A 25,446-nucleotide genomic window follows, 5' to 3' on the forward strand; every position below is an offset into this window, starting at 1 on the left:
AAATTTATGAAGAGATGGACTCTATTATGTCAATATTTCATAGAGATTTTCAATTGTAGATACTGAGCAAAAACTATGTGTAAAGCATTGAAATATGCTGATTAATAGATTGTTGATACACTCAAAAAGATAAAAGCTGTTGTTGCGTATCGACCATTTTGCTCTTCCCTTCAATAAATGCTTTTAAGGCTTCGGGATAGAGTCTATGCTCTGCTTTAAGAACTCTTTGTGCTAAGCACTCAGCAGTATCATGGGGATAGACTGGAACGGCTGCTTGGGCAAGGATTTTTCCTGCATCCATGTCTTCTGTAACAAGGTGAACAGTGCAACCCGTGATTTTTACACCTGCTTGTAAAGCTTTTTCATGTGTGTTTAAGCCTTTAAATGAAGGCAAAAGAGAAGGATGAATGTTTAAAATTCGTCCTTCATAAAGTTTTACAAAACGTGGTGAGATAAGGCGCATATACCCTGCAAAGCAGAGAAAATCCGGTTTATATTGATTTAAAATTGTAAAAATATTTTCTTCATGCTCTTCTTTTGTTTTGTAAATTTTACGATCAACAATATGAATAGGTAAGTTATGGTTTTGCGCTTTTTCAATACCGTTGGCACGCGGATTATCGCAAATAACCGCAACGATTTCAGCAGGATATGCCGTTTGTTGACTAGCTTGAGCAAGGGCGACCATATTGGATCCATTACCAGAAATGAAAACGACGATTTGTTTTTTCATAAATGCAGTACCCCTTTATAAAGTATTCCTTTATTTTGATCTTGGCATTTTGTTAAAATGCCAAGGGGAGTTACAGTCTCTCCTTTTCTTTCAAGAGCTTGTGTAATTGTTTCAGCTGCATGCTGTGCTACGATAATGATCATGCCAATACCACAATTAAATGTTCTTAACATTTCTGTTTCTTCTATTTTACCTTGTTTGGCAATCCATGAAAATACTGCTGGAACATTGATGTTAGAAAGATTAACTTCAGCGCAGAGAGAGGATGGAAGGACACGTGGAATATTTTCAGGAAAACCTCCACCCGTAATATGAGCAAGAGCTTTAATCCCTTCATATTTTCTCATGATGGGAAGAAGCGATTTTACATAAATGCGTGTTGGTGTAAGAAGTGCTATACCAAGGCTGCTTTCGGGGGAAAAAGGGGCAGGGTCATTCCATTTGAGATAATTTTGCTGGATGATTCGTCGAACAAGCGAAAAGCCATTGGAATGAATTCCAGAGGCGCTTAGACCTAATATAATATCACCTTCTGTCAAATCTTTTGAAGGGAGTAGCTTGCTACGTTCGCATGCTCCAACAGCAAAACCAGCTAGATCATAATCTCCCTCTGCATACATTCCTGGCATTTCTGCAGTTTCTCCTCCAATAAGAGCAGCACCGGCTTGTTTACATCCTTCTGCAATACCGGAAACAATCGCAGCTCCTTGTTCAGGGTCAAGCTTTCCAGTTGCAAAATAATCCAGAAAAAAGAGAGGTTCAGCCCCTTGTACGAGTAAATCATTGACACACATAGCTACAAGATCAATACCTACAGTGTTATGGTGACCTACTTCAATGGCAATTTTTAATTTTGTTCCCACACCATCATTGGCTGCTACTAGGATAGGATCCGTAAAGCCTGCTGCTTTTAAATCAAAAAGTCCACCAAAACCGCCAATTTCTGCATCTGTTCCGGCTCGTTTTGTTGCGCGTATAAAGGGTTTAATTTTTTCTATCATGGCATTACCCATATCGATGTTTACACCGGCTTTTGCGTAGGTAAGACCAGCTTTGGATTTATCCCCAGCCTTGGATTTATTATTTGTAAGATCTTGATTGCTCATTGGAGCCTTCCTTTAATGGAAAATCAGGTTTTGATATTATGCAATGCCATGATAGAGTTCTCTCTGCAAGAGATATTGATAAGAAAATAAGCAACTTTTCTTGTACCTTATTTTGAAGTTGTTTATAATTTTTTGTGAAGAATTTTTTAGGATATTTTATGAGCAAGATATCAGATAATCACGGACAGTCCTCTTGGCAGCTTATGAGAAAGAAAGTGAGTGAGAATACATCTCGTGATCGTTATAAGACTTATGTGCCAGCGTATACTCAATTACCTTTGCCGAATAATATGAAAAGACAAATCTTTTTTTGGCTTGGTACGCTGATTTTTTTCATTCTTTTTATGTTTGTTTTTGGATCAATTTTGCTTCCTTTTGTGGCAGGGATTGTGTTGGCTTATTTTCTCAATCCCATTGTTCAATTACTTGAAAAATTTGGTATTCGTCGTGTGTTTGGGACTGTCCTTATCACCCTATTTATTGTTATTACCTTTGTTGCTGCTTTAATTATTTTGATTCCTGTTATTAGTTGGCAAATACAGCAATTTATGAGTGATGGTTTACCTGTTTACATTAATCGTATTCAAACCTTTTTTGTTGAGCATGATTTTGATTGGTTAAGGCGCTATTTTGGAAGTGATCCAAATGAATTACGGAATAATATTAAAGGATTTTTGGGAGAAGGTTCGGATTTTATTACGTCTCTTTTGAATTCACTTTTAAAGTCAGGAAAATCAATCGTTAATATCGTTAGCCTATTTGTTGTGGCACCTGTGGTGGCATTTTATATGTTATTAGATTGGCCACGTATGGTAACAGCAATCGATTCGTTAATACCGCGTGATCATCTTGAAACTGTTCGTAGTATTTTTCATGAAATGGATAGAGCTATTGCAGGCTTTGTTCGTGGACAAGGAACAGTTTGTCTCATATTGGGAGGCTATTATGCTATTGGTTTAACGATTGCAGGACTCAATTTTAGTCTTTTGATTGGTATGTTTATTGGTCTTATTAGCTTTGTTCCTTATATCGGCACAATGAGTGGCTTGGTCCTTTCTGTTGGTATTGCATGGGTCCAGTTTTATCCCAATAATTGGGGGGGAATCATCGTTGTGATGGCACTTTTTTTAATTGGTCAGTTTATTGAAGGTTATATCCTTCAACCCAAGCTTGTAGGTTCATCAGTGGGATTACATCCCGTATGGTTGATGTTTTCACTTTTTGCTTTTTCTTCACTCTTTGGTTTTACTGGTATGCTTGTTGCTATTCCTGCGGCAGCGGCTGTTGGCGTTTTAGTTCGTTTTGCTCTTCATACTTATCTGAGTTCTCAGATGTATTCGAGAAGCGGAAATTCGGAGCCGCTAGAATGAATGGGCGTGAAACGCAATTATCTTTAAATTTTCCCTATGATCCGATTTTTCAATTTGAGGATTTAGTGGTAACGGAAAGCAATCGTATGGCTTTTCAGCTTATTGATCACTGGCCCAATTGGAGCTTACCTATTGCAGTTTTGGTTGGTAAAGAAGGCTCTGGAAAAACGCACTTTTCTAATATATGGCTCCAAAAAGCAGATGCTTTCAGGATTCAGCACAATGAAATTGATCAGGCTATTACTATGGCTTCTTTAGGCAGATCATTTTTAATAGAGGATATTGATGCAGGTGAAATCAATGAGACAGAACTTTTTCATTTAATTAACAGTATTAAGCAAGCAAATCTTGATGCACGACAAGCTACTTTATTGATGACGGCACGAACACTTCCTTCCGCTTGGAATTTAATGTTAAATGATCTAAAAAGTCGTCTTAATTCGGTAATGTTCGTTGAAATTAATCAGCCTGATGATGCATTGTTAACAGCTGTTGCATTTAAGCTTTTTTCAGATAGGCAACTTATTGTACATCCAGATACGGTTTATTATCTTGTAAGTCGTTGTGAACGTTCTTTATTTTCATTGAAGCGTGTTATTGATTCTGTTGATCAGTTGGCATTACAAAGAAAAAGAAAAATAACACGTTCTGTTATTGCTGAAGTTTTGAATAGAAGAAATCCGTAAATACTCCTTATCATGGCTTACTTATTCTGTCCTTCTACTATCGTTTCAATACGTGGAAAGACAAGTCATTTAAATTTTCTCCTTTTTGGATATCTATATAAAAGTAAAAAATAATATTTTTTACTTTTATCATGTGTTTATTTTAAATAGCTTTGAGATTTTATTGTATGATGTTGAATTCTTTCCATCTTCGCATTTGAAAATTTTTCTAAAAAGAGCGCTTTATTTTATTTATAATAAAATCTTTGTGCTTTGAAAAAATGTTTGTTGTTTATGGATTTGGATTGTAGAAGATTCTAGAATTTTTAATAAAAGCGTCTTTGGGAAGATAGAAAAAGAGAGGAAAAAGCTTAATACAGCTTAATTTTTTGGCTTATGTGCTCTTTGGGAAAGTTTTTCTATGATATTTAAGTCGTTTTTTTCTAAAATTGTATCTGTGGAATGCGTTTTGATACAGTGAGAGCTTGCTTAAAACAGGACAAGAATTATGAAGTCCTTATAGAGAAATTCATTCTTTTTTAATATAGATTGGATTTTCTACGGAGGTTATTTTCTACTACTTGTTAATAAATCTGTTATTGAATAGGGAAAAAGATTTAAAAATGTGCTTTTTTGTAAAGAAATGCAACAAAATTAAAAAAAAGTGTGTTTTTCTCTTGCACTTCTGTTGTGAAAATTTTAGGAAATGTGCATCAAGTAAATGTAAATGGCGGAGCGTAGCGCAGCCTGGTAGCGCACCTGATTTGGGATCAGGGGGTCGTAGGTTCGAATCCTATCGCTCCGACCATATTTGATTGAGTGTGTGAGAATGACCCAATTGGGTACGTGTGGTGAGAGACTATCATTCAAGCGTTGTGTAATCTGAAGGAAAAAGGCATGATCGCACGTATTTATAGTCCTGCTAAGACAGCTATGCAGTCAGGTAAGGGGAATACAGGTTTTTGGATTCTAGAGTATGAGCCGGTGAAAGCGAAAATGCTTGAACCTCTTATGGGGTACACGGCAACGTCTGATATGAATAATCAGGTAAGAATCCGATTTAATAGGAAGGAAGAAGCGATTGCTTTTGCGCGTAAGAATGCTATCTCTTACCGTGTAGAAAAGAAACATACGTCGATTCGACGTGCTATTTCTTATTCTGATAATTTTCGCAGTGATCGGCAGCATTCTTGGACACATTGAATTAAAGATGCTATTTTGAATTGAGAAAATAATCAGTTGGGTCCCGTAGCTCAGCTGGATAGAGCAACGGCCTTCTAAGCCGTGGGTCACAGGTTCGAATCCTGTCGGGATCACCATGTTTAAATGATATTAATAGGCTATAAAAAGTTAGAGAGTTTTCCTTTTATTCTATTAGCTTATTTTTCTGTAAACTCCCGAACCTTTTTGATGTTTTTTGGTTGATTTTGTTGCTAAACGTTTTCTGTTGACTGTTTTAGTATAAAATGATGCTGTTTTCTCTTTTTTCAGTCAAAATTGCTTTTGATTGCTGAAACTTTAGCATTGCATATTCTTGCCGCGTGTTGCTACTATATCACATGCTTTAGGAAACAGATTGCAAAAACTCTTTTTTACGAGCTTCTTTTCATCTTTCTGAAAATGAATATTTTATTTCTTAGATTAGATTTAAGCATTGCGGCTAATGCTGGTGAAATTGCCAAAAAACATCTATTGTGATTTTTTTTTATTTTTTATGAATAATATTATTACGTTTTTCAGCATGATCTTTGGTAAGATCGATTTTGATTAGATACAAGGCATGATGGATTCGATTTAGAACTGTTTATGATGAGAATTTACAGACGGCACAAGAGGTGGGGAATATCTTCTTGTCTTGGAAGCTGTGATTCATAACGAATTACTTCTTTATGGTTTTTTCGTATAAAAAGTTGTTATATGTGCCGTCCAGATAAGATATTGTTTTTTTCAATGAGAGACACTTGCGGACAATTTGATTTAACATGATTGTCACTGTTTCTCAGGTAGGGTTATAGGTTTCATCAATGTTTAGGTTTTCTTAGTCTTATAGGTTTAAGAATGTATACTGTGTATTTATATGAATGAAGATAGATTATATCTTAGAGTTAAATTTTTAGATTTCATATTTACATTTTCAAATGTTTCTTCTTATTTCTTTATAGTTTGTACATCATGTTAGAAGTATTTTAATATTGGATAACAATCACATTAAAATGTTATACAGATGAGATCTGAAGATCTAAACTCACACGGTTCAAGGTGATCATTATTTCAATAAGAATATAGTGTGAGGAGAATGCCATTTTACAGGCTTTGTTTTAAGAGATATCTCTTAAAGCTCACTTTACGCTGGCGCTCGTGAATGGTACAATGGTAAATCCATTGAGCTCCATCATCTTTACACTTATGAAGAAATAAGCTGACGCTATCATATACTTTGCCTATTTGTCAGCCTCCGATGTTGCAATAGATCTTAGCACTTAAGGCATTTATCGGCATTTTTGTGCTTTTTTATACAATTTTTACTTAATACTAATTCCTCTTATGACGTGTAAGAGAGACGGTTTTGTTTGATTCAATATAAATTAGGTTTGAAATGAGAAAACATTACGATATTCGGATTTCTCATTCAACATGGCAAACAATAAAACATGATTATAAATCAATGTATTTTTAGAATGAAAAAATTTGCTTTTATCGTGTTTTTTTACTATTTTTAATATTTTATTATAATCTGTAATTGGTAAACTCAAAATACAGCTCTAAGGTTAAGTGTTTTATATCTATCGAAGTGACTGTGGTTATATCTAACTGTTTGGACAACAAGTGTATACCAATAGACATGAAAGAATTAAGAAAAACAGGGGATAGATCAGGAAATAAACAATATTTTTTAGAACAGAAGCCTATGCTTGTCGCAAAAGTTTTACAATCAAGACTTCTGATCCGTTGAGGCGTGAAGCTGTTGGCATGTTTTTTAGAACGTTAGAGGATTTTTCACAAGAGGATTTAGAAGCATTCAAAACATTATTAGAGATGATTAGCGAAGCGCAAAGAAAAGAAAATGCTACTGTTGTAGAGAAATGTTAGAAAATCCTATTCCCTTAACTTTATTAAGGTATCCCTCATAGCAAAAAACACTTGGAAAACCAATAAGTTATTGTTGATATAAAATGCAATGGTGGGCGTGACAGGGATTGAACCTGTGACCCCTACGATGTCAACGTAGTGCTCTCCCGCTGAGCTACACGCCCATTCATTGATGTTGCATACACCATATAGAATGCCAAACGTCAATGCCTAATTTCATTTTCTCTCTCAACAGATGCAAATAACTTTAAAAAATACTTTTTAAGCAGCGATAAGGATCTTTTCAACTTCATTGACGAGTTCACGTAAGTGAAATGGCTTAGAGAGAACCTTTGCATCAGGAGGGGCATCACTATTTGAATTGAGTGCTACTGCTGCAAAACCTGTAATGAACATTACTCGTAAATCAGGGTCAATCTCAGTAGCACGTCGTGCAAGTTCGATTCCGTCCATCTCTGGCATCACAATATCAGTCAGGAGAAGGGAAAATGGCTCTTCTTGTAAACGTTCATATGCGCTAATACCATTATCGAAATCGGCGACTTCGTAGCCTGCACGTTCTAAGGCTTTTACGAGAAAGCGACGCATATCGTTATCATCTTCTGCGAGCAGGATTCGTTTCATGATTATGTTCCAATGGCTCCATTTGTCAGAGTTTTGCCGCATCAATTATACAATATAGAGTATTTAGAAAAAAGATGGTAAAATGCTCATAATTGAAATGAATGGCAAAATGGTTAATTCTTACATTCTTATTCAGAATACAGCATATTCGTTGTGAGTTGGTTAAATTCGAAATATATGTGATTTTGAAAAAAGCAGGGGGGCTCTAAAACTTCTAAGATGATTCATTGCTATCTTTTCTTTTAAATTTGCTGATTATTATCAGAATTCCATTAAAAAACTTATGAAAACCATTATTGTAGGGACTTTCTATATCGAGAAATTAAAAGAATATTATGTTAATTTATTGTTTTTAAAAAGTTCTCCTAAGAAATAGAAATTTTATAGTTATTTGTTTTTATAGAGATTTGTAATAAATATTATAAATGCGCTTTATTTCCAGTTTTTTTTCCTTAAATAGATGAAAAATATTATTTTTCTAGATATAATATTAAATGAGCATTTTATAACAAATCAAAAATAGTATTTTGATGCTTTATTTATAAATATGTATCATGTTATATTAAGATAGATTTATTATTTTTTATTTATATAAATAGTTTTTTATTAAGTTATTTTTTTTATGATATAAAATAATATTTTTTAATGTAATGATATACTTTGTATATTAGTTTTTTTATTAGAATGCATGGTGAATATTTAGGTCATGGCTTGTCTGTAGAGGCTAGAAAACGAATCATATGAGTGGTTGGAAAGTAAAACCCATTATATTAAAAAGTGTCTGTAGATCCGATGCTCGTAGAAAAATTCTTTTTTGATGGGGCAGAGCGGAAATTAAGGTTTAGTGTTATTTTACAGATATATTATCGGGAATAAATGCATCAAATGCAGCCCAAAATTGCTTTTTATAATCTTCGTTAGCCATAATTGTATCCAGTTCAGCGCCTGTAATAGTAATACTTTCTGTCAGACGTGTGTGTTGGCATAATTGCTGCACTTCAATGTTGTTTGCAATATTATTTTGATTGGCAAGAATAAAGAGTGTTGGGATTCGTAAATCTCCATGAAGTACATTTCTCTTCACAGAATCAATCGCATTAAATACTGATGCTATCCATTGGGATGTTGGGGGCTTAATGGAAGAGAGCGGCACTTTATGTATGTGTCCCAATTGTATATGTTTTTGTTTTGTTTTGTTTAATTTTATACCATCTTTCGCTGGTATAAAGCCAAGACCTATATCAGAAAGAAATTGTGTTAATTTATGTTGAAAACCATTTGTTTTATTGCCGAATGGAGCAAAAAGGGGAGAAACACAGAGCAATCTATTAAACTGATGATTAATGAGATCTAATCCGCTAAGTGCTATCAATCCACCTATGCCGTAGGCAAGCATAGAGTAAGGTGGCAGACAATTAGGATAAACAATATTTTTAAGAAATTTATATAAGTCATTAATATCGTTATTTATATCAAAATAATGATGTCTGTTTTGTTTTCTTATCTTGAGGGATGTTTTTTCTTGATCAAACCAGTCAAATATTGCTGTATGAAAACCGCGTTTAGAAATTTCATTTATTAATAAAAAATATTTTTCTAAAGCATTTGCGTAGCTTTTGAGAATAACAATTGTTCCCTTAGATTTTTCCACCTCAGGATATGTTATAGCAAAACGAATTTCATGATCTATTGCTATTTTAAGAGTACCATGATGGACATTAAGAGGAGTGGCCCCCCAGTCTATGGGATAAAGAGGTGTTTCCAATTGAAATCCTTTACAGTGTATTTGCTGCTTAGTGCTTTGACACTTATGTAATGAAGAAAAAGGATTTTAAAAGGGGTATATTGCTTTTTAGATAGTTTTTATCAATTTAGGTCCCAAAGAGTTGAAATAAAGAAAAACGATTACTAGATAATATAGTGCGGTTGCCATGATGGGGCCGCAGGTTCACAAGTAAGTTTGCCATGTGGGAACTTTGTGAATTAGTTATAAATTATAGTCGCTCTAGAGGAGGGCAATATTATGCGTCAAGTGGATTTTTCACCATTTTATCGTTCCACAGTAGGTTTTGATCATCTTTTTAACTGGTTTGATTCTAGAACACAACCAGACGAAGTTTCTTCTTATCCCCCTTATAATATCGAGCGTTTAACTGAAGATTCTTATAGAATTTCTATGGCTGTTGCTGGTTTTTCTCAAGATGAAATTGATATTGAAACGCATTGTAACCAGCTGATCGTTAAGGGAGACAGAAAGTCTAAAAATGATGATGAAGAGCGAGAATTCCTTTATCGAGGTATTGCTTCGCGTGCTTTTGAACGGCGTTTTCATTTAGCTGATCATGTTAAGGTTATTGGGGCAGAACTTGGAGATGGACTTCTTCATATTCAGCTTAAAAGGGAAATGCCAGCTGAATTAAAACCCAAAAAGATAACTGTACAGATGTCACCATCCATTACAAAAAATGATAACAGCGACATTATCGTGTAAAGAAAATTTAGAAAATATGAGATCGAATAATTATAAATTTTTCTGAAGAATAAAAAACGCGAGACAAAAGGTCTCGCGTTTCGTATGTGTTTTCCCAAGAACGAATCTTATTTTAATAAAACAGCTTATCTCGAATTTATGATAAAATATCATTGCACATTATTCGATGTTGAAGAAAAAGTTCATGTGTGTGCAATTGAAATGCATAATAATTCACTTTTTAAGTAAGCTTATTTTATAGCATTTTAAAAATGGTCGGAGCGGCGGGATTTGAACCCACGACCCCTTGACCCCCAGTCAAGTGCGCTACCAAGCTGCGCTACGCTCCGAGTTTGTGTAAAACGATTAAATGACTGTTTCTTTAAAGGCAAGAGAAAAAATAAACAGAATAATCTAAAATGCTCTTGCACTTAGAGCTTTTGAAAGTAAAAATTTTGGACATCAATATTTTGTTGTTAATTCAAGATAAATAACGAATTTGTAAAATTCTTTGTGATCATTAAATTTTTAGCACTATAGTTAATAGATGTATACATTTAATTACTTTTGAGATTGTGAGGGGGTAAGATTGGTGACTTTAGGGGTATGAATTGGAGCAAATGAGTGCGGAAGGTATTTTTTTTTCTTACCTAATCGTTACTTTTCTAAAAAGATAAAGATTTTCAAAAGAAGAGGAGTGAATGTATGGTTTTGAAAAGTTTTCGTTTTTTTAGAGTTTTTATAGATGAGGTATTTTGCATTTTATGTGGACAAAAAATTGTAAGTTCTGGATTATATAATCACAAATCTCATTTTACGGGTATGTATTTTTATCCAAATAAACAAGGTCAGAATGCTTTAATTTATGTTTTGTTTTTTTTTCTGAAATATCAGATAAAATATTATAGAGGAATAACTTTCAAAGTGTCTATTGAACTAAGAAAAGAGTAAACTATGAGCCGTTTTTCGGTAATAAATTTGACGCAAGCAGCAGTGGATCGTGTTAAAGCGATTATGGATGCAAAAGATGCACAGGGTATTCTTGTTGGTATCAAAAAAGGCGGTTGTGCAGGGATGGAGTATACAATTACTCTTGTCAAAGAAAAGGGGATAGATGCGGATGTTGTTGAAGTGAATGGTGCCCGTGTTTTTGTAGCACATGATGCGGTATTATTTTTATTAGGGACGCAGATGGATTATGAAGTGACAACGCTGCGGTCTGGTTTTATCTTTAAAAATCCTAATCAAGTTTCAGCATGCGGGTGTGGAGAATCGGTGGAACTTCGTCCTGCTACGCAGGATCAATATAAAACAAATTGAGCTGAGCTAAATTATAATTTAGTAATTTTAGAGGGGCTTGTTCTTTTAGGTAGAAGAAATCTACTATTTTTTATTGTTCATTTTTAGCTTGCTTCCAAAGTGCTTCCATTTCATTCAAGGATGCGTCAGTGAGTGTTTTAGATTGAGTGGATAGCTTTTCTTCAATATAGGCGAAACGATTTCGAAATTTTATATTCGTTTTTTTTAATGCTTTTTGTGAATCAATCGCTAAGTGGCGTGCGAGGTTAAGGAGTATAAAGTAGAGATCTCCAAACTCTGCTTCTATCTCTGAGTTTTGTTTATTTTTGATGGCTTCTTTGAGCTCTTCGAGTTCTTCTTCTATTTTTTCAAAAACTTTATCACTTTTTTGCCAATCAAAACCTACTTTAGCTGCTGCTTCTTGTAAAGCAAGTGCCTCTTGGTTTGCTGGCTGGATTTGTTTTACTTTTGCGAGTATGCTTGTGGAGGAATTGTTGTTTTTTTCTTCGCACATTCTTTTTTGTTCAACCTGTTCTCTTTTTTTTATATATTCCCACTCCTCTTTTATAAATCCTCGTTTTTTTTGCTCGGCATTTCCAAAAACATGAGGATGGCGTCGAATCATTTTTTCCGTGATTGCATAAACAACATCTTCAAAAGTAAAGCTGCCTTCTTCTTGTGCTATGGTAGCATTATAGACAACTTGTAAAAGAAGATCTCCAAGTTCTTCACAGAGATCCTTTCGATTCTTTCGTTCAATGGCATCGATGACTTCGTAAACTTCTTCGAGCATATAGGGTATGAGGGATTCAAAAGTTTGTTTTTTATGCCAGATACAACCATTATCAGAGTTTCGTAATGCAGTGATAATTGCTGTGAGATCTTTGATATCTTTTGAGGCTAACATTTTGCACTTCCTTTGTAAGCAATAGAGCTTATGTTAGATGTCCCAACGCCTATGTAACCACATCCATTGTCCAGGATATTCACGGACCCAAGATTCAACAATATCATTTAATTTTTGCGTAGAAGCAGCTATATCGATATCATTTTTTTCATCACGTGGAAGTTCTACATGTTCATATAACTCTAAACGATGACGTCCACTAGGCAAACGAATACAACGTGCTGGATAAATATCACAGTCATATTGTCGAGCAAGTTTTATAATTAAGGGGTTTGTTTTAAGAGGTCTGTTAAAAAATGTTCCCATGATACCGCGGCGAAATTTTTGATCAACGAGCATACCAACATTTTCACCTTCTTCTAATTTGGCTGCTAATGCCCATGCTGCTCCGGCCTTGGAGGGAACAAGGTGTCCCATAGAAGTTTGTCGTGCTTTAAGGATTCGTTTGGCAACATAGGGATTATTGGGTGGTCTAAATAATACCGTAACATTAAGATCAAAACTTTGTGCACAAATAGGCAGAAGTTCAAAATTTCCAGTATGTGCGGTGAAAAAAATATGTGGTTTTTTTTCATTTTTTAATCGCTCAAATATTTCAATACCTTTAACCTCAATGAAACCTGGCTCGTCTGCATGAGGATCAAAATCAAAAATTTTATCAAGAAAAATATATTCGGCTAGGAAACGTCCTATATTTTCCCACATTTCTATTGCAATCGCACGGAGTTCTTGCTCTGTTTTTTCTGGATATGCACTCCTAAGGTTTGCAAGTGTGATTTGATGACGATGTACAAGGGGACCAATTTTTTTTGCTAACCAAGCAAAAAAAGAAATTCCCATTTTGGCTGGAAAACATTTTAGAATAAATAAAGAACCAAAGAGCAGATATGCCCATAACAAGTAGGATATTTTTTTAGCTATAATTTTAATACGATATATGAGATTTTTAAGAGAAAGCTTCATCATGATTTAATCGATTTTAAGGATAATTTTACCAAAAACATCACGGCTCTCCATTCGTTTTAAAGCTGTATCAATTTCATCCAGCCCAACAATTGTATCAATGACAGGGTGTACGGCTTTTTGTGCCATTTTTTGCATGGCATTTTTCATATTTTCCATACGGCAGCCAAATGAACCGAATATCTTAAGCTGTTGCTGGAATAATTGCATGAGATTTATTGGTGCTGAAACACCAGAGGTAGAACCGCAAGTCACTAAACGTGCTCCTTTTTTCATACATAACAGAGAACCGTTCCATGTATCTACACCAACATGCTCAAAAACAACGTCAACACCTTTTTTTTGGGTTAATTTACGCACTACACCTTCAAAACGATCTTTACGATAATTAATCACATGATCTGCCCCAAGAGCGTGCGCTTTTGCAATTTTTTCATCTGAACCTACAGTTGTGATAACTGTACAGCCCATGTGTTTTGCAAGTTGAATGGCTGCAGAACCAATACCTGAACCACCAGCCTGTATCAGGATTGTTTCTCCTGCTTGTAGTTTTGCGTTATCGAAAAGCATATGTTCTACGGTACCAAAAGTAATTGGAGCAACTGCTGCCTGCAATTCATCACATTGGGGTGGTGATGGAACTAATAAACGTGCTGGCAAATTGACAAGCTCACACGCAAATCCATCAAGGTGAAAACCGTAGACTCCCTTTACCTGACTGCAAAGATTATCCCGTCCTTCATGACAAGCTTGGCATACTCCGCAGGTTTGTGCACCATAAATTGAGACAATCTGTCCAAGTTGGAGATGTTCAACGCCATCTCCTATTTGTATAACCTCACCAGAGGCTTCTGCACCAATGATGAGTGGCATTTTTCTTTTCGCAAAAGCCATGCCACGCCATCCCCATACATCAATATGATTAAGAGCAACGGCTTTTATCCGCACAGTTACTTCACCTATACTAGGTGAAGATGGCGGGGAAATATTGGTGATTTCAAGCCGACGATCATCGAAGAGTTGCAGTGCACGCATTATCATCCCCCTTAAATATATTATTAGGTTAGCGTTATAAAATTTTATTATTAAAGGATTATCCTTTATATGCAGTGATAACAAGACTCATATTTTGACCACCAAATCCAAATGAGTTTGACAAAACCGCATTGACACAGGCCTTACGGCTATGATGAGGAACAACATCTAAAGGGATCGCAGGGTCAGGATTATCATAATTTATTGTCGGTGGAAGTATCCCCGATTGAATGGTTAAAAGCGAAAAAACCGCTTCTATTGCACCAGCAGCAGTTAATGTATGCCCAATCATTGATTTATTAGAAGAGACTGGAATATGCTTTAAAAGATCACCGAATACTGTTGATAATGCAAGATATTCCATTTTCTCATTTTCAGGTGTTGAAGTTCCGTGGGCATTAATATAGTCAATTTCATTGATGGTTATTTTTGCATCGTCTAAAGCTTTGCGAACGGATTCAATTGCTGGTGATGCATCGGGTTTTGAACGTGTACGGTGAAAGTCATCGGCGGTTTCTCCACAGCCAGCTAAAATTCCTAAAACTGTAGCATTACGGTTTAATGCGCTTTGAAGAGATTCAAGAACAAGAGCGCCTGAGCCTTCTGCCATAACAAAACCATCTCGATCACGGCTAAAGGGTTTTGCTGCTTTTTCTGGAGGCTCATTCTGAGTTGAAAGAGCAGATAGTAACGAAAAACGGATGAGAGATTCTGCTGAAACTGATCCATCTGTCGCAATTATGAGAGCTCGATTTGTTTCTCCCCGTCTAATAGACTCAACACCTAATTGAATTGCTGTTGCACCAGATGCACAGGCAGTGGAAAGTGTAACAGGAAGTCCTTTTGTGCCAAATGTTTTTTGAAGTTTTTCTGCAATTGCACCAAATTGTGTGGCTTCAAAAAGCGTCTCATGGAGTTTATCCTTACAGACTTTAAGAAGATGTGCATAAGAAGGCTCATTATTGAATTCTTCCTCTTGATCAAGACTAAAACGTGCTTTCCATTCAAGTTCAACAGGAGGAGCAGCTAGAAAGAGTGGTCCATTAAATTTTTTTTTATCAATAGCAGCTTGTTCTAAAGCTTCTTCAGCAGAAAGATGTGCAAGCTTCTCAGAGAGAGCTGAAGCACCAAGTGTACTTTCTTTAAGAAAATCAATTGTTCCAGCAATATATGTATTTAATCCCTCAACGGGAAAACGTGTTATTTTGTGGATACCACTTACACCACTTGTTAATTTTTGCCAATTTTCATGTTTCCCTTGTCCCAGTGATGTGACAATGCCTGCACCAGTTATTGCTACAAGTGGACGCCCAAAATGATCATGATATTTCACTATAGAAATTCCCCTTCAAACAGCTGTAAGACGCACAATACCTTCAGCTCTTTTTATACCAATAGTTGTAACAAATATTTCACGTACTTCTTTAGAAAAAGGTTTTTCATGAGGACTTAACGCTGGAAAACAATGTTTTTTTTCAATTGAAAGTGCTGCAAGAGCTAGAGCTAGAGGAAATTGTGCTTCCCTCATATAACCAAATAATGTTGTAATGCCACGATAAGATAGATCAGCATTATCAAGAGCATTTTGTTCTGCTTTTGTTGCTTCGTGAGCTCCTGAGGCTGCTGAAATGGCTAAGGCAGATTTAGCGCCAGCAGTTTTCAACATTGTTGCAATTGACTCTCTAAGTGGAATTTTGGTTCTATCTGTTTGGTCTGTAATAATTTGGTTAATTTCAGCATAAGCACGTGCGTTGCGTTTTTTGGCATGTTCTCCACTTTCAATAACTAGGAAGATACCACCAGAACCGGCTATGATACCGCCGCCGGGGTGGATTTCACGATCCCACACTGGGCTCCATCCATTATGGGTTAAAAGACCACCAAGCTCATGCGCCAACAACATATCATAACTTTGTGCATTATAGGAACTTCCTACAAGAGCATGGGTGCTTTGACCTGATTTAATACGAGCTACAGCAATTTGAAGTGCAGAAAGACCACTGCCTTCTTCTCCCATAAATGTACGAGATGATCCAGTGACTTTATGAACAATTGAAATGTTTCCTGCCAAAAGGTTTGAAAGTTGTGCCAAAAATAATGTTGGGCGAAGTTCAGTTGAAAGAGCAACATTTAACATAGAGGCATGATCGGCAACTGCGCGCGCTTTAGAAAGAATCTGTGTATCAACAGTAATATCACGTTCTCCCCCACTTGCAGCTACGATCATATCCATTGTTGAAGTGAGTTGTTCATTATTTTTCATGCCGGCATCATCAAGAGCAAGACCAGCCGCATAGGTACCAAGACGCTGCCATGTTCCCATTTGCCGTTGATCACTTTTTTTAGGAATTTGTAAACTCCAATCAATTTCGGGCAATTTATGAACCGTGTAGGGTGAAAAAGTTGTATAATCTAGGTTTGGTGTACGGATTGGATCATTTAAGAGATTCCAATGTTGATCAGTTCCTTCCCCCAGAGAGCTTATGAGACCTATACCAGTGATGAATACAGATTGATCATGCATGGCGAAAAAACTACTCCGCCTGTTTTAAGGCAACGAGATCATCAATTTTTGCACAAAGGTTTTTAAGAACAAAGTATTCTTCTGTTGCAACGGTACCTTCGTTGACTTCTTGTGTCCATTGTTCTAGAGGAATTTTTATTCCGAAAGCTTTATCAATAGCGAAAACAATATCAAGAAAATCAAGACTGTCGATTCCTAGATCGTCAATTGTATGACTTTCAGGTGTAATTGTATTGCGATCAATTTCACTGATTTCTGCAATGATATCAGCAACTTTATCAAACGTGGAAGGCAATGTACGGATTCCTTATTATAGAGTTAGTAAATTCAAAATACATTTAATATTGTTCTTCTAGCCTTTTTTCTCTTTTAAAAAAAGACTTAATCCAGAATATAGCTGTCTTTATCTATAGAGAAAAGAGGTTTACAGTACATGAAATACTATATCTCAATATTTAAAAAACTTTGAAATTTTATTACGCATTTATTTTACGAGACTATTTTTTCTATTGGCAGCAAGGACAGCAAGGGCTGTTATATTAACAACTCCCCGGGAAGTTACTGAAGGTGTTAAGATATGGGCGGGACGTGCTGCCCCGATTAGAATAGGACCAACATGGAGTGCATTTGTGAGGCTTTTAACAGTGTTGAGCGTGATATTGGCTGAATCAAGTGTTGGAAAGACAAGCAAATTAGCTTCACTTTTAAGACGAGAATTAGGAAAAACACGATCACGAAAAACTTTGGAAAGGGCAGCATCAGCATGCATTTCACCATCTGCTTCTAAATCAGGGTGTAATTTGGCAAGAATTTCTGTTGCACGTCGCATTTTACGCGCACTTTCTGTGTTTTTAGAACCAAAGTTTGAGTGTGATAATAAGGCTGCTTTTGGTGTTATTCCAAATGCTTCAACTTCTTGAGCTGCCAACACAGTCATTTCAGCGATTTCTTCTGCAGAAGGATTTTCATTGACGTAAGTATCTGTAAGGAAAAGAGTACGTTGTTGAGAGATAAGCAAACTCATAGCAGAAAAACGGTGAACATTAGGATCAAGACCGATAATTTGTTCAATCAATTCAAGTTGGCGTTCAAAGCGTCCTTCTAAGCCGCAAATCATTGCATCTGCTTCTTCACGCATAACGGCAAGGGCAGCAATAGCCGTTGTTGATGTTCTCACTACTGTTTTTGCCATTTCAGGCGTAACACCACGTCTTCCTGTATAATGAAAAAATAAATTAACATAATCACGAAAACGTGGATCATCTTCAGGGTTTGTTAATTCAAAATCTATACCGGGACGAATTCTTAAACCAAAGCGTTTTAATCTTGCTTCTACGACATGTGGACGGCCGATAAGGAGGGGCGTTGCTGTTTGTTCTTCAATGACAACTTGTGCTGCACGAAGGACGCGTTCATCTTCACCATTGGCATAGATGACGCGTTTACGTTTTGCTGTTTTTGCTGCAGCAAAAACAGGTTTCATTGTTAAACCAGAAAGAAAGACAAATCGATTGAGGATATCATAGTAGGCCTCCATATCTTCAATGGGACGAATGGCGACACCAGTTGTCATTGCTGCTTTAGCAACAGCGGGGGCAATACGCAGTATTAAACGCGGATCAAAAGGAGAGGGGATCAGATAGTCTGGTCCAAAATTGGGTGGTTCTTTTGAGTATGCACGTGCTACAACATCTGAAGTTTCTTCACGTGCAAGGGCAGCAATCGCATGAACAGCGGCCATTTTCATTTCTTCATTAATTGCACTAGCACCTACGTCTAATGCACCACGGAAGATATAGGGAAAACAAAGGACATTATTAACTTGATTGGGATAATCAGAGCGTCCTGTGCAGATCATTGCATCTGGTCGTATAGAGCGTGCTTCTTCAGGCATAATTTCTGGTACTGGATTAGCTAGCGCTAAAATGAGTGGATTTTGAGCCATTCTTTTAAGATATTCAGGCTTTAAAACACCACCCGCAGATAGGCCTAGAAAAATATCCGCATCATCAATAATATCAGATAAAATTCGTGCGTCCGTTTTTTGTGCGTAATTGATTTTCCAACGATCCATAAGGGTCTTGCGACCTTCATAAACAACCCCCTCTAAGTCACTAAGCCAAATATTTTCAACTTTCGCCCCAAGACGAACCAAAAGATTAAGGCAAGCGAGGGCAGCAGCACCTGCACCTGAGGTAACTATTTTTGCATTTTCAATTTTTTTTCCTGAAAGATTTAAGGCATTTAATACAGCAGCAGAAACAATAATGGCAGTTCCATGTTGGTCATCATGAAAAACTGGAATATTCATTTTAGCACGAAGCTTTTCTTCGATTTCAAAACATTCAGGAGCTTTAATGTCTTCAAGATTAATACCACCAAATGTAGGCTCTAAGGTCGATATTGTTTGTACCATTTGTTCTATATCGGATGCATCAATTTCAATATCAAAAACATCAATATTCGCAAATTTTTTAAATAAAACGGCCTTGCCTTCCATAACTGGCTTGGAAGCGAGTGGACCAATGTTTCCTAAACCAAGAACAGCAGTTCCATTGGATATAACAGCGACTAAATTAGCACGGGAGGTATATTGAGCAGCAAGATTGGGATCTTCATGAATCGCAAGACATGGTGCTGCAACGCCTGGAGAATAAGCAAGAGCTAAATCACGTTGATTATCAAGAGGTTTTGTTGCTTGTATTTCCAATTTTCCAGGTTTTGGGTGTTGGTGATAAAAAAGTGCGGCACTGTCAAGTTCAGCTTTTGGTGAACTGAAATCACTATTTCGTTCTCTAGACATTTTTATGATATCCAAGTTAGCGTATGTGTATATGAGATGTTCCATCTACGATAAGGTTTTGTCCACTAATAGATCCTCATTTCTCTGAATATCAAAATGCATGAGTATGAGAAAACTCTTCTGGATCGTAAAACCAGTTTGATGATTCTTTTTGTTTGTGCACAATGAATAATTTCATTGATAGCAGCACGATTAGTTTTTTCTTTCCTTAATAAAACGCGTAAAAATTGATTAGTCTACAAACAAATAAAATATTACTAATGATTACATTACCAAGCCATTATTTTTTTTGCAATGCTTACAAATTAAGGAAAAAAAAGAAGAGTGTTTTCTATTAACTTCATCTTCTTTATTTAAATTTCTATAGGGAGATAGAAGAAATTTTAAATAACAATTTGCAATTTATAAATTGTTTTTGCAGCTCTTTAAAAGAAAACTGGAACTTTTTGTTTATTATTCAATTGAACTCTTAATAATGCGAGCTGTATATTTTTAATATACTGACAAATCTGTGTTTTAATAAACGAAAAGTATATCCGAAACAGCTGTAATTGCATGTTTTATACCTAAAGTTCATATATTCCGTATAATGCGTTACTTTATAATTTATAATGAATCATCTCGTATGTTGAATAGGAAATTTGAATACAATAAGCTTCTTTTATTTCAAATTCACCTAATATAATAAAAAAACATTTACTTACATAATTCAAACGAGAGTAATATGTGGATAAAAACATTAAAAAAATAAATAGAAGTGTTTCTATAAGCTATTTTAATACAAAAGCATGAATTTTTTTCACAATTAATAAAAATAATTATTACCGATTTTGTACCTTTATGAAACTATGAAAAATAAAGAAGTTAAGAAAAAGATAAGGAAATAGAAAACATGCTTTATCATTCTTAGAATGATATGTTGTTTGATAAGCCATTACGCTTCTTTAGGGTTATTGCTTAGGATATCAAAGAAAACTCGCATGCCAATTATCCCAACCTTTGAAGTACAAAGCTACAGTTGAAAGAAAAGTACTCTATGATAAGCCATTAAAACAACTGGAGAGAGAGAAAGTGGAAAAAATATTTTTTCCACTTTTCTTATTTGTTATTGGATTCGACCACTTGCATGAGCAAGCATAGTGTAAACTTTTCCGGTATCTGATATCAAGTACTTGCGAACTGAGTTGGAAGAGCCAGAACTGCGCGATATATCACGTAAGAGCTTTTCGAAATCTGTAACATATTGATTCACTGAACGTTTAAACCCAAAATCGCTCATATATTTTTTCTTAATCATTTCAAATATTTTTTGTCCATTTAAGGTATAAAGGCGTTCTGTTACGATGTTTTTTTGTCCACGTTGATAATGATCCCATAGCTCAACAATGGCATTGTGATTAATAGCTTGCACTATACCAGAAGCTAATGAATTAAGAGAGCAGTTTGCAGGAGATGGTTTTGTTTGCACTGATGTTAAAACATCATCACTAGGGGGAGCATCATAAAATGTTTCTTCACGTGAAGCTCTTTCTAAGAGATTTGATACCCATTTATTTGGTCTTTTTTTGCTTTGATCTTGTTGCAAGATAGGCTTAGGTGGCACAATCTTTTTAACAGACTCAGTGGAACTGTCACTTTTTTGATTAAATATTGATGATGTAGGAAATGCTGATATTAGCTGTTTTTGTACGCTCTTTTGATCATTTTGTATAACACTGACTAAATCTTGTAACGCTGTAATCTGTTCATTCAAAGCTGTGCGAATTGTTTGCGTTGTTTCTTTTGTTTTTTCTGGAAGTTTTTTTACATTTTCATTGATATCATTATTAATCTTTGAAAGCTCTAAACGAACTTCATCAGCGGAGCGACGTATATCTTCTGCTGCTTCTGAAAAACGCGTTGATGCTTCACTAACAAGCTTATTAAGTGATTGTTGGAATGAATTTGTGGAGTTACGCGCATTCTTATCAGAGCGTTCAAGTGCTAAGTTGAAGATTTTTTCATAATGCCCAATCATTTGATTAATTTCATGAGACTTTGAAACAAGAGCATCGCTTAATACAGAAAGCGCATTATGTTTTTCTTCAAGTGTTGCACTAAGTGAATTTTCAGACTGTTCAAGAACATGAATAGTTTGGGAAAGTGTCTTTGCATGTTCACCAAAACTGCTCGTTATATGATTAATTTGTTCAAAGGTACTCTTTGAAAGTCCTTGCAGAATTTCAACATTAGTATTGAGCGCTTGATTTGAGGCTGACAAACGCTCTGCTACTTGGTCCGTGTTGCGGAAAAAATTATTCGTACTCTCATTAAACTGCCCATCAATATTTTGAACAGCCGATAATAAAACATTACTATTTTCGTGAAAATTGTGAATTGATTGATTCAACTGTGTTAAGATGGATGAGACATTATTAACAAGCTCTTCCTTCATAATCGTTATTGTTTGAAGTGTTTCAGAGTTAGCTTTGGTTAAGCTATTCACTAAAGATTCATTATGTGCATAAATTCTTTGTTCAGCATCTTGTGTGGAAAGAGAGAGTTGTTCACCGATATGCTGTGTTAAAGAATCAATTGATTCTGTCGTATTTTGCGCTGCTTGATTTAAGTGATTTGTAAGCTCTGTTATTTTTCCAACATGTTGTGAAATTTGTGTTGTTGTTTGATTTCCAGCATCTTCCAGACGGCTCGTGACATCAGAGAGCTGATATCCTAAATTATTTTTAAGATTTTGCATAGAGTGATGAAGAACATCACAGCGTTCATTAAGGACTTGCTCTATTGCTGTTGTTGATGTGTGAATAGTTTCATTCAATAATGCTTGTGCATTATGACTGGCTGTTGCGAAAGCTTCAACAGTATGCGCTGTTTGTTCAGACAGAACGGACAGAACTTTTTCACTGGTATCATAAACAGTTTTTTTGACATTTGATACAATGCGATTGCCTGATTCTGAGAGAATATTTTCTGCTTGTGCAGTAACATTTGTAACAGATGAAAGAATTTGTTCACTCGTAGAAGAAAGAATATCAGAAGCTTTTATAATCTTATTATGCAGGTTATCTGTAACTGTATTAACAGAGTCTTCTAAGGTTACACGCATATTGTCAACACTGCTTTCCAGCGCTTGTTGAATTATCTGACTTTGCTCATTATTAAGAATGAGAGACGTTTTTAACGTGTCAGAACGTTCCTCAATAACAGATGTTTGCATATCAATGGCTTCACAGATTTGGCTGAATTTTTCAGATAATGTTTCCTCTAGCGTTGTTGTTCTTTCAAAAATTTTGTGTGCACGATCTTCTAGATCTGTATCAAATGATTCCATACGTGTTTCAAGGGTTTCAAAGAAAACACCACTCGATTGAGAAAGAGTATTCTTTAAAATTTCGGCATGGTTTTCAAGGTTTCTGATATGATCTTGAACCGTTTCAGTAATGTTTTTATTATTGGCGACAATTGCACTCTCAACTAAATCTATTTGTTGTTTCAATGCAACATCGACACGTATATCACTTTTTGCAATGAGGTTATGGATTGTTTCCATGCGTTGCTCAAGTGTGCGTGCTTGATCGGCAAGAACTTCATTGAGAGAAAAACTATTAATTGCTAAAGAGTCGCGCAGAGCATCGGCACGGATATCAATATTTCTCGCCTGTGCTTCTAAAGCATCTTGGGTTGTATTGCAGCTTTGTACAATGACATCTTGTAGCTTTTCAGTGCATTGAATGATGTTTGTAATATGATTTTCAGCTTGTTTATCAACGACTTGAACATTATCAGCCAAAACTTTTTCAATATGAGAAGTATTTTGGGACAAAACATCAATTTGATTTCTTAAAGTATCCGCAATTTTATTTTTCTCGTTATCAAGCATGTCTGCCATAAGAGCTCGTTGATCAGAAAGTTGTACTTTAAAATCTTGTGAACGTTCTTGTATGATATCAACAATGGCATTGTCGACATATTGAATTTCTTCTCTCAGACTTTCTTTACTTTTATCAATTGCAGAAAGAATGGCTTCACGTCCATTTGTAAATGCATGGGTAATGTCTGCTGTTTTTTCTTGGAGGTTCTCATTTATTTTCAAGACATGAGCTTCCAAGAAGTTACCAAGCTTTTCAGCATTATCCTCTAAAGCCTGACTGCGTTCTATAAAGGAATCAATGATGGAATCACTATGTTCTTTAAGAGAAAGATCAACAGTTGCTAAACGTTGTTCAAAGGCTCCAATTGCTTGCGAGGTTACGTTATCAAATTTAGAAGAGAGTTTATGTGCTTGGTCGTCGAGCTTTAAGATCTTCTCATCAAAATTCTGTAGAGATTGATTATTACGATCAATAAGAGCTTTATCCAAGGCTTTAAACTTTTCATCGACAGCGTGCAAAGTTTGATCTGTTACTGCTTGTATATGTGTTGCAATTTTAGCAACATGTACTTCCGCTTTTTCAGCTGTTTCATTAAAGGTTTTTTCTATTTGTTTTTCATTATGATCAAATCGTTTTGCAAAACCATCAAAGTTTTTTCCTAATTCATGAAAAAATTCCGTGTTTTTCTGCTGAATTTGTGTTGTTGTTTTGTTAAATTTTTCAACAAGTTGATTTGTTACGCCATCACCGGCATAGGAAAGTTTTTCAACAAGGTCTTCACCTTGTTTTTGTAAAGTTTGAGAAAGGGTTTGTGCAAGCTTTTCAACATTGGTCACAATGTTAGAGGTAACCAAACCAAATTCATCACTCAGTTGTTCTTGGGTTCCTTTAATTGTTGATTGTACGCGATCTGCGTGATTCAAAATGGCTATGCGTTCATTACTCAATTCTTTGATTAATGTGTGAATGCGTGATTCATTCTCAGCATAGGCTTGTTCTAGATTGTGAACTTCACCTTGTATGATTGCTTCAAGTTCAACAGCACGTCCGAGGGTACGTTCAATACCTTCGTTCATTGCCGCTACTTCTTCACGAATGGTTTGCCCTATAGCAATAGCTTGTTTTTCAGATAGATGTTGTGGTTCACTAAGGCGCTGTGCAGCATTGGTCATAAGAAGCGCAATATTATGCAAGTCGTTTGAACGTTTTGTTAATTGAGCAACGCCCCAAGATATAAGGATAGGAATTGCTGTTCCGGCTGCTACAGCAAGTCCTGTTGGGGATGTAACAAAAGTGCTGATATTGGATAAGGAGCTGAGTCCGGTAGGTGCGAGCTTATGCGCAATAAAAGCTCCTCCCGTTGCCCATAAAGCACTAAGCGCTGTTGTATACCAGTAGACTCGAGAGGAAGAACGCTGCTTGAATGGTCCAAAATTTACAGGGGTTGTTATATCATCATTTGCAGGAAGAAGTTTTGTAGGCAATAATGTATTATGAACAGTTCCACCTGAAAGATCAGGTGAAGGTTTTGGAGCAAAAAGCTGTTCAACAACGGATTTATCAATAACAGCTTCATCATGAATATTAGAAACAAAAGTTGACGTACCGTTTTCAGCAAAAAATTCTTCTTCTGCCATTGCAATTTTTTGAATCAGATCATCGACATTAACAACATTTTCAGAATTATTGGATGATATCGTTTCAAATCCTGTGTCATCGAAATCAAAGTTCATAGCTTTTGTGAGGGCTTCTTCAACTTCAACTTCAAATGTTTGCAATTTGGTTCTGCGTGCCATACTCGCCTCGTACTCTTACAGCCGGAAAAGGGATACGTCCTCTTCCACATAATTTCTATATACTAGCTGTTAATTATTTAGAAAGGAATATGCTTAGGGAAAAATTTTAAAAACTTATCAAGATAAAGTTAACGCAGTTTCTTATACCCTGTTTAAAAATGTTATAAAATATAGTAAAAACAATTTATTATT

Annotated in this window: 17 protein-coding genes and 4 tRNA genes; 7 read left to right on the plus strand and 14 right to left on the minus strand. The window is 35.7% G+C overall.

Translation table 11 applies throughout. The features are described from left to right. Positions 1-121: 121 nt before the first annotated feature. Together purN and purM are read right to left on the minus strand one after the other, a co-directional pair. On the minus strand, positions 122-733 hold the full coding sequence (gene purN, locus ACFILU_RS02440) for a phosphoribosylglycinamide formyltransferase (protein WP_375674599.1): 612 nt from the start codon (positions 731-733) through the stop codon (positions 122-124). Then, positions 730-1,839 (minus strand): phosphoribosylformylglycinamidine cyclo-ligase, encoded by a 1,110-nt coding sequence (gene purM / locus ACFILU_RS02445; protein ID WP_375674601.1) that lies wholly within the window; start codon positions 1,837-1,839, stop codon positions 730-732. The genes purN and purM overlap by 4 nt, the downstream gene beginning before the upstream one ends. A 158-nt stretch (positions 1,840-1,997) precedes the next feature. Here purM and ACFILU_RS02450 point away from each other — a divergent pair, with 158 nt between their 5' ends. The 5 genes from ACFILU_RS02450 (at position 1,998) to ACFILU_RS02470 (ending at position 5,193) form a co-directional block, all read left to right on the plus strand. Continuing rightward, positions 1,998-3,209 carry an AI-2E family transporter gene (locus ACFILU_RS02450; protein ID WP_375674603.1) on the plus strand — a complete coding sequence of 404 codons (1,212 nt, stop codon included), beginning with the start codon at positions 1,998-2,000 and terminating at the stop codon, positions 3,207-3,209. After that, a complete protein-coding gene (gene hdaA / locus ACFILU_RS02455) occupies positions 3,206-3,895 on the plus strand; it encodes a DnaA regulatory inactivator HdaA (protein ID WP_273791169.1) in 690 nt (229 codons plus the stop codon). The genes ACFILU_RS02450 and hdaA overlap by 4 nt, the downstream gene beginning before the upstream one ends. A 710-nt stretch (positions 3,896-4,605) precedes the next feature. Beyond that, positions 4,606-4,682 (plus strand) — tRNA-Pro (locus tag ACFILU_RS02460). Positions 4,683-4,771: 89 nt separating this feature from the next. Next, positions 4,772-5,077 (plus strand): ETC complex I subunit, encoded by a 306-nt coding sequence (locus ACFILU_RS02465; protein ID WP_273791168.1) that lies wholly within the window; start codon positions 4,772-4,774, stop codon positions 5,075-5,077. A 39-nt stretch (positions 5,078-5,116) separates the two neighbouring features. After that, a tRNA-Arg gene (locus tag ACFILU_RS02470) sits at positions 5,117-5,193 on the plus strand. A gap of 1,860 nt (positions 5,194-7,053) precedes the next feature. Here the strand turns inward: ACFILU_RS02470 and ACFILU_RS02475 are convergent. The 3 genes from ACFILU_RS02475 to ACFILU_RS02485 form a co-directional block, all read right to left on the minus strand. Next, positions 7,054-7,128 (minus strand) — tRNA-Val (locus ACFILU_RS02475). Positions 7,129-7,225: 97 nt separating this feature from the next. After that, entirely contained in the window at positions 7,226-7,588 is a 363-nt protein-coding gene (gene cpdR, locus ACFILU_RS02480; protein WP_005773448.1) for a cell cycle two-component system response regulator CpdR, read from the minus strand. An 847-nt stretch (positions 7,589-8,435) separates the two neighbouring features. Next, positions 8,436-9,353, minus strand: a complete 918-nt coding sequence (locus ACFILU_RS02485) for an alpha/beta hydrolase (protein ID WP_375674605.1) — start codon at positions 9,351-9,353, stop codon at positions 8,436-8,438. A 258-nt stretch (positions 9,354-9,611) separates the two neighbouring features. Between ACFILU_RS02485 and ACFILU_RS02490 the strand changes: the two genes are divergently transcribed. After that, positions 9,612-10,079 carry an Hsp20 family protein gene (locus tag ACFILU_RS02490; RefSeq protein WP_273791398.1) on the plus strand — a complete coding sequence of 156 codons (468 nt, stop codon included), beginning with the start codon at positions 9,612-9,614 and terminating at the stop codon, positions 10,077-10,079. Positions 10,080-10,331: 252 nt separating this feature from the next. Here the strand turns inward: ACFILU_RS02490 and ACFILU_RS02495 are convergent. Next, a tRNA-Pro gene (locus ACFILU_RS02495) sits at positions 10,332-10,408 on the minus strand. 604 nt (positions 10,409-11,012) lie between these two features. Between ACFILU_RS02495 and ACFILU_RS02500 the strand changes: the two genes are divergently transcribed. Beyond that, positions 11,013-11,378, plus strand: coding sequence for an iron-sulfur cluster assembly accessory protein (locus tag ACFILU_RS02500; protein WP_273791397.1), 366 nt, complete (start codon positions 11,013-11,015; stop codon positions 11,376-11,378). Between the two features lie 70 nt (positions 11,379-11,448). On the opposite strand, the gene mazG is transcribed toward ACFILU_RS02500, so the two are convergent. The 8 genes from mazG to ACFILU_RS02540 form a co-directional block, all read right to left on the minus strand. Continuing rightward, a complete protein-coding gene (mazG, locus tag ACFILU_RS02505; protein WP_375674607.1) occupies positions 11,449-12,264 on the minus strand; it encodes a nucleoside triphosphate pyrophosphohydrolase in 816 nt (271 codons plus the stop codon). A gap of 33 nt (positions 12,265-12,297) precedes the next feature. Further along, positions 12,298-13,227 (minus strand): lipid A biosynthesis lauroyl acyltransferase, encoded by a 930-nt coding sequence (locus ACFILU_RS02510; RefSeq protein ID WP_273791402.1) that lies wholly within the window; start codon positions 13,225-13,227, stop codon positions 12,298-12,300. A 6-nt stretch (positions 13,228-13,233) separates the two neighbouring features. Beyond that, positions 13,234-14,262: a zinc-binding dehydrogenase gene (locus ACFILU_RS02515; protein ID WP_375654570.1), complete on the minus strand. Its 1,029-nt coding sequence runs from the start codon at positions 14,260-14,262 to the stop codon at positions 13,234-13,236. Between the two features lie 58 nt (positions 14,263-14,320). Beyond that, positions 14,321-15,595, minus strand: a complete 1,275-nt coding sequence (locus tag ACFILU_RS02520) for a beta-ketoacyl-ACP synthase (protein WP_375631263.1) — start codon at positions 15,593-15,595, stop codon at positions 14,321-14,323. A gap of 15 nt (positions 15,596-15,610) precedes the next feature. Next, entirely contained in the window at positions 15,611-16,786 is a 1,176-nt protein-coding gene (locus tag ACFILU_RS02525) for a beta-ketoacyl-ACP synthase (protein WP_375631264.1), read from the minus strand. A gap of 10 nt (positions 16,787-16,796) precedes the next feature. After that, positions 16,797-17,081: an acyl carrier protein gene (locus ACFILU_RS02530; RefSeq protein ID WP_375674609.1), complete on the minus strand. Its 285-nt coding sequence runs from the start codon at positions 17,079-17,081 to the stop codon at positions 16,797-16,799. Positions 17,082-17,270: 189 nt separating this feature from the next. Next, entirely contained in the window at positions 17,271-19,589 is a 2,319-nt protein-coding gene (locus ACFILU_RS02535) for an NADP-dependent malic enzyme (protein WP_375674611.1), read from the minus strand. Positions 19,590-20,694: 1,105 nt separating this feature from the next. Further along, positions 20,695-25,254, minus strand: coding sequence for a hypothetical protein (locus ACFILU_RS02540; RefSeq protein ID WP_375674613.1), 4,560 nt, complete (start codon positions 25,252-25,254; stop codon positions 20,695-20,697). Positions 25,255-25,446: the final 192 nt, after the last annotated feature.

It is taken from the genome of Bartonella sp. CL100XZDX (assembly GCF_042195375.1).
Lineage (GTDB): Bacteria > Pseudomonadota > Alphaproteobacteria > Rhizobiales > Rhizobiaceae > Bartonella.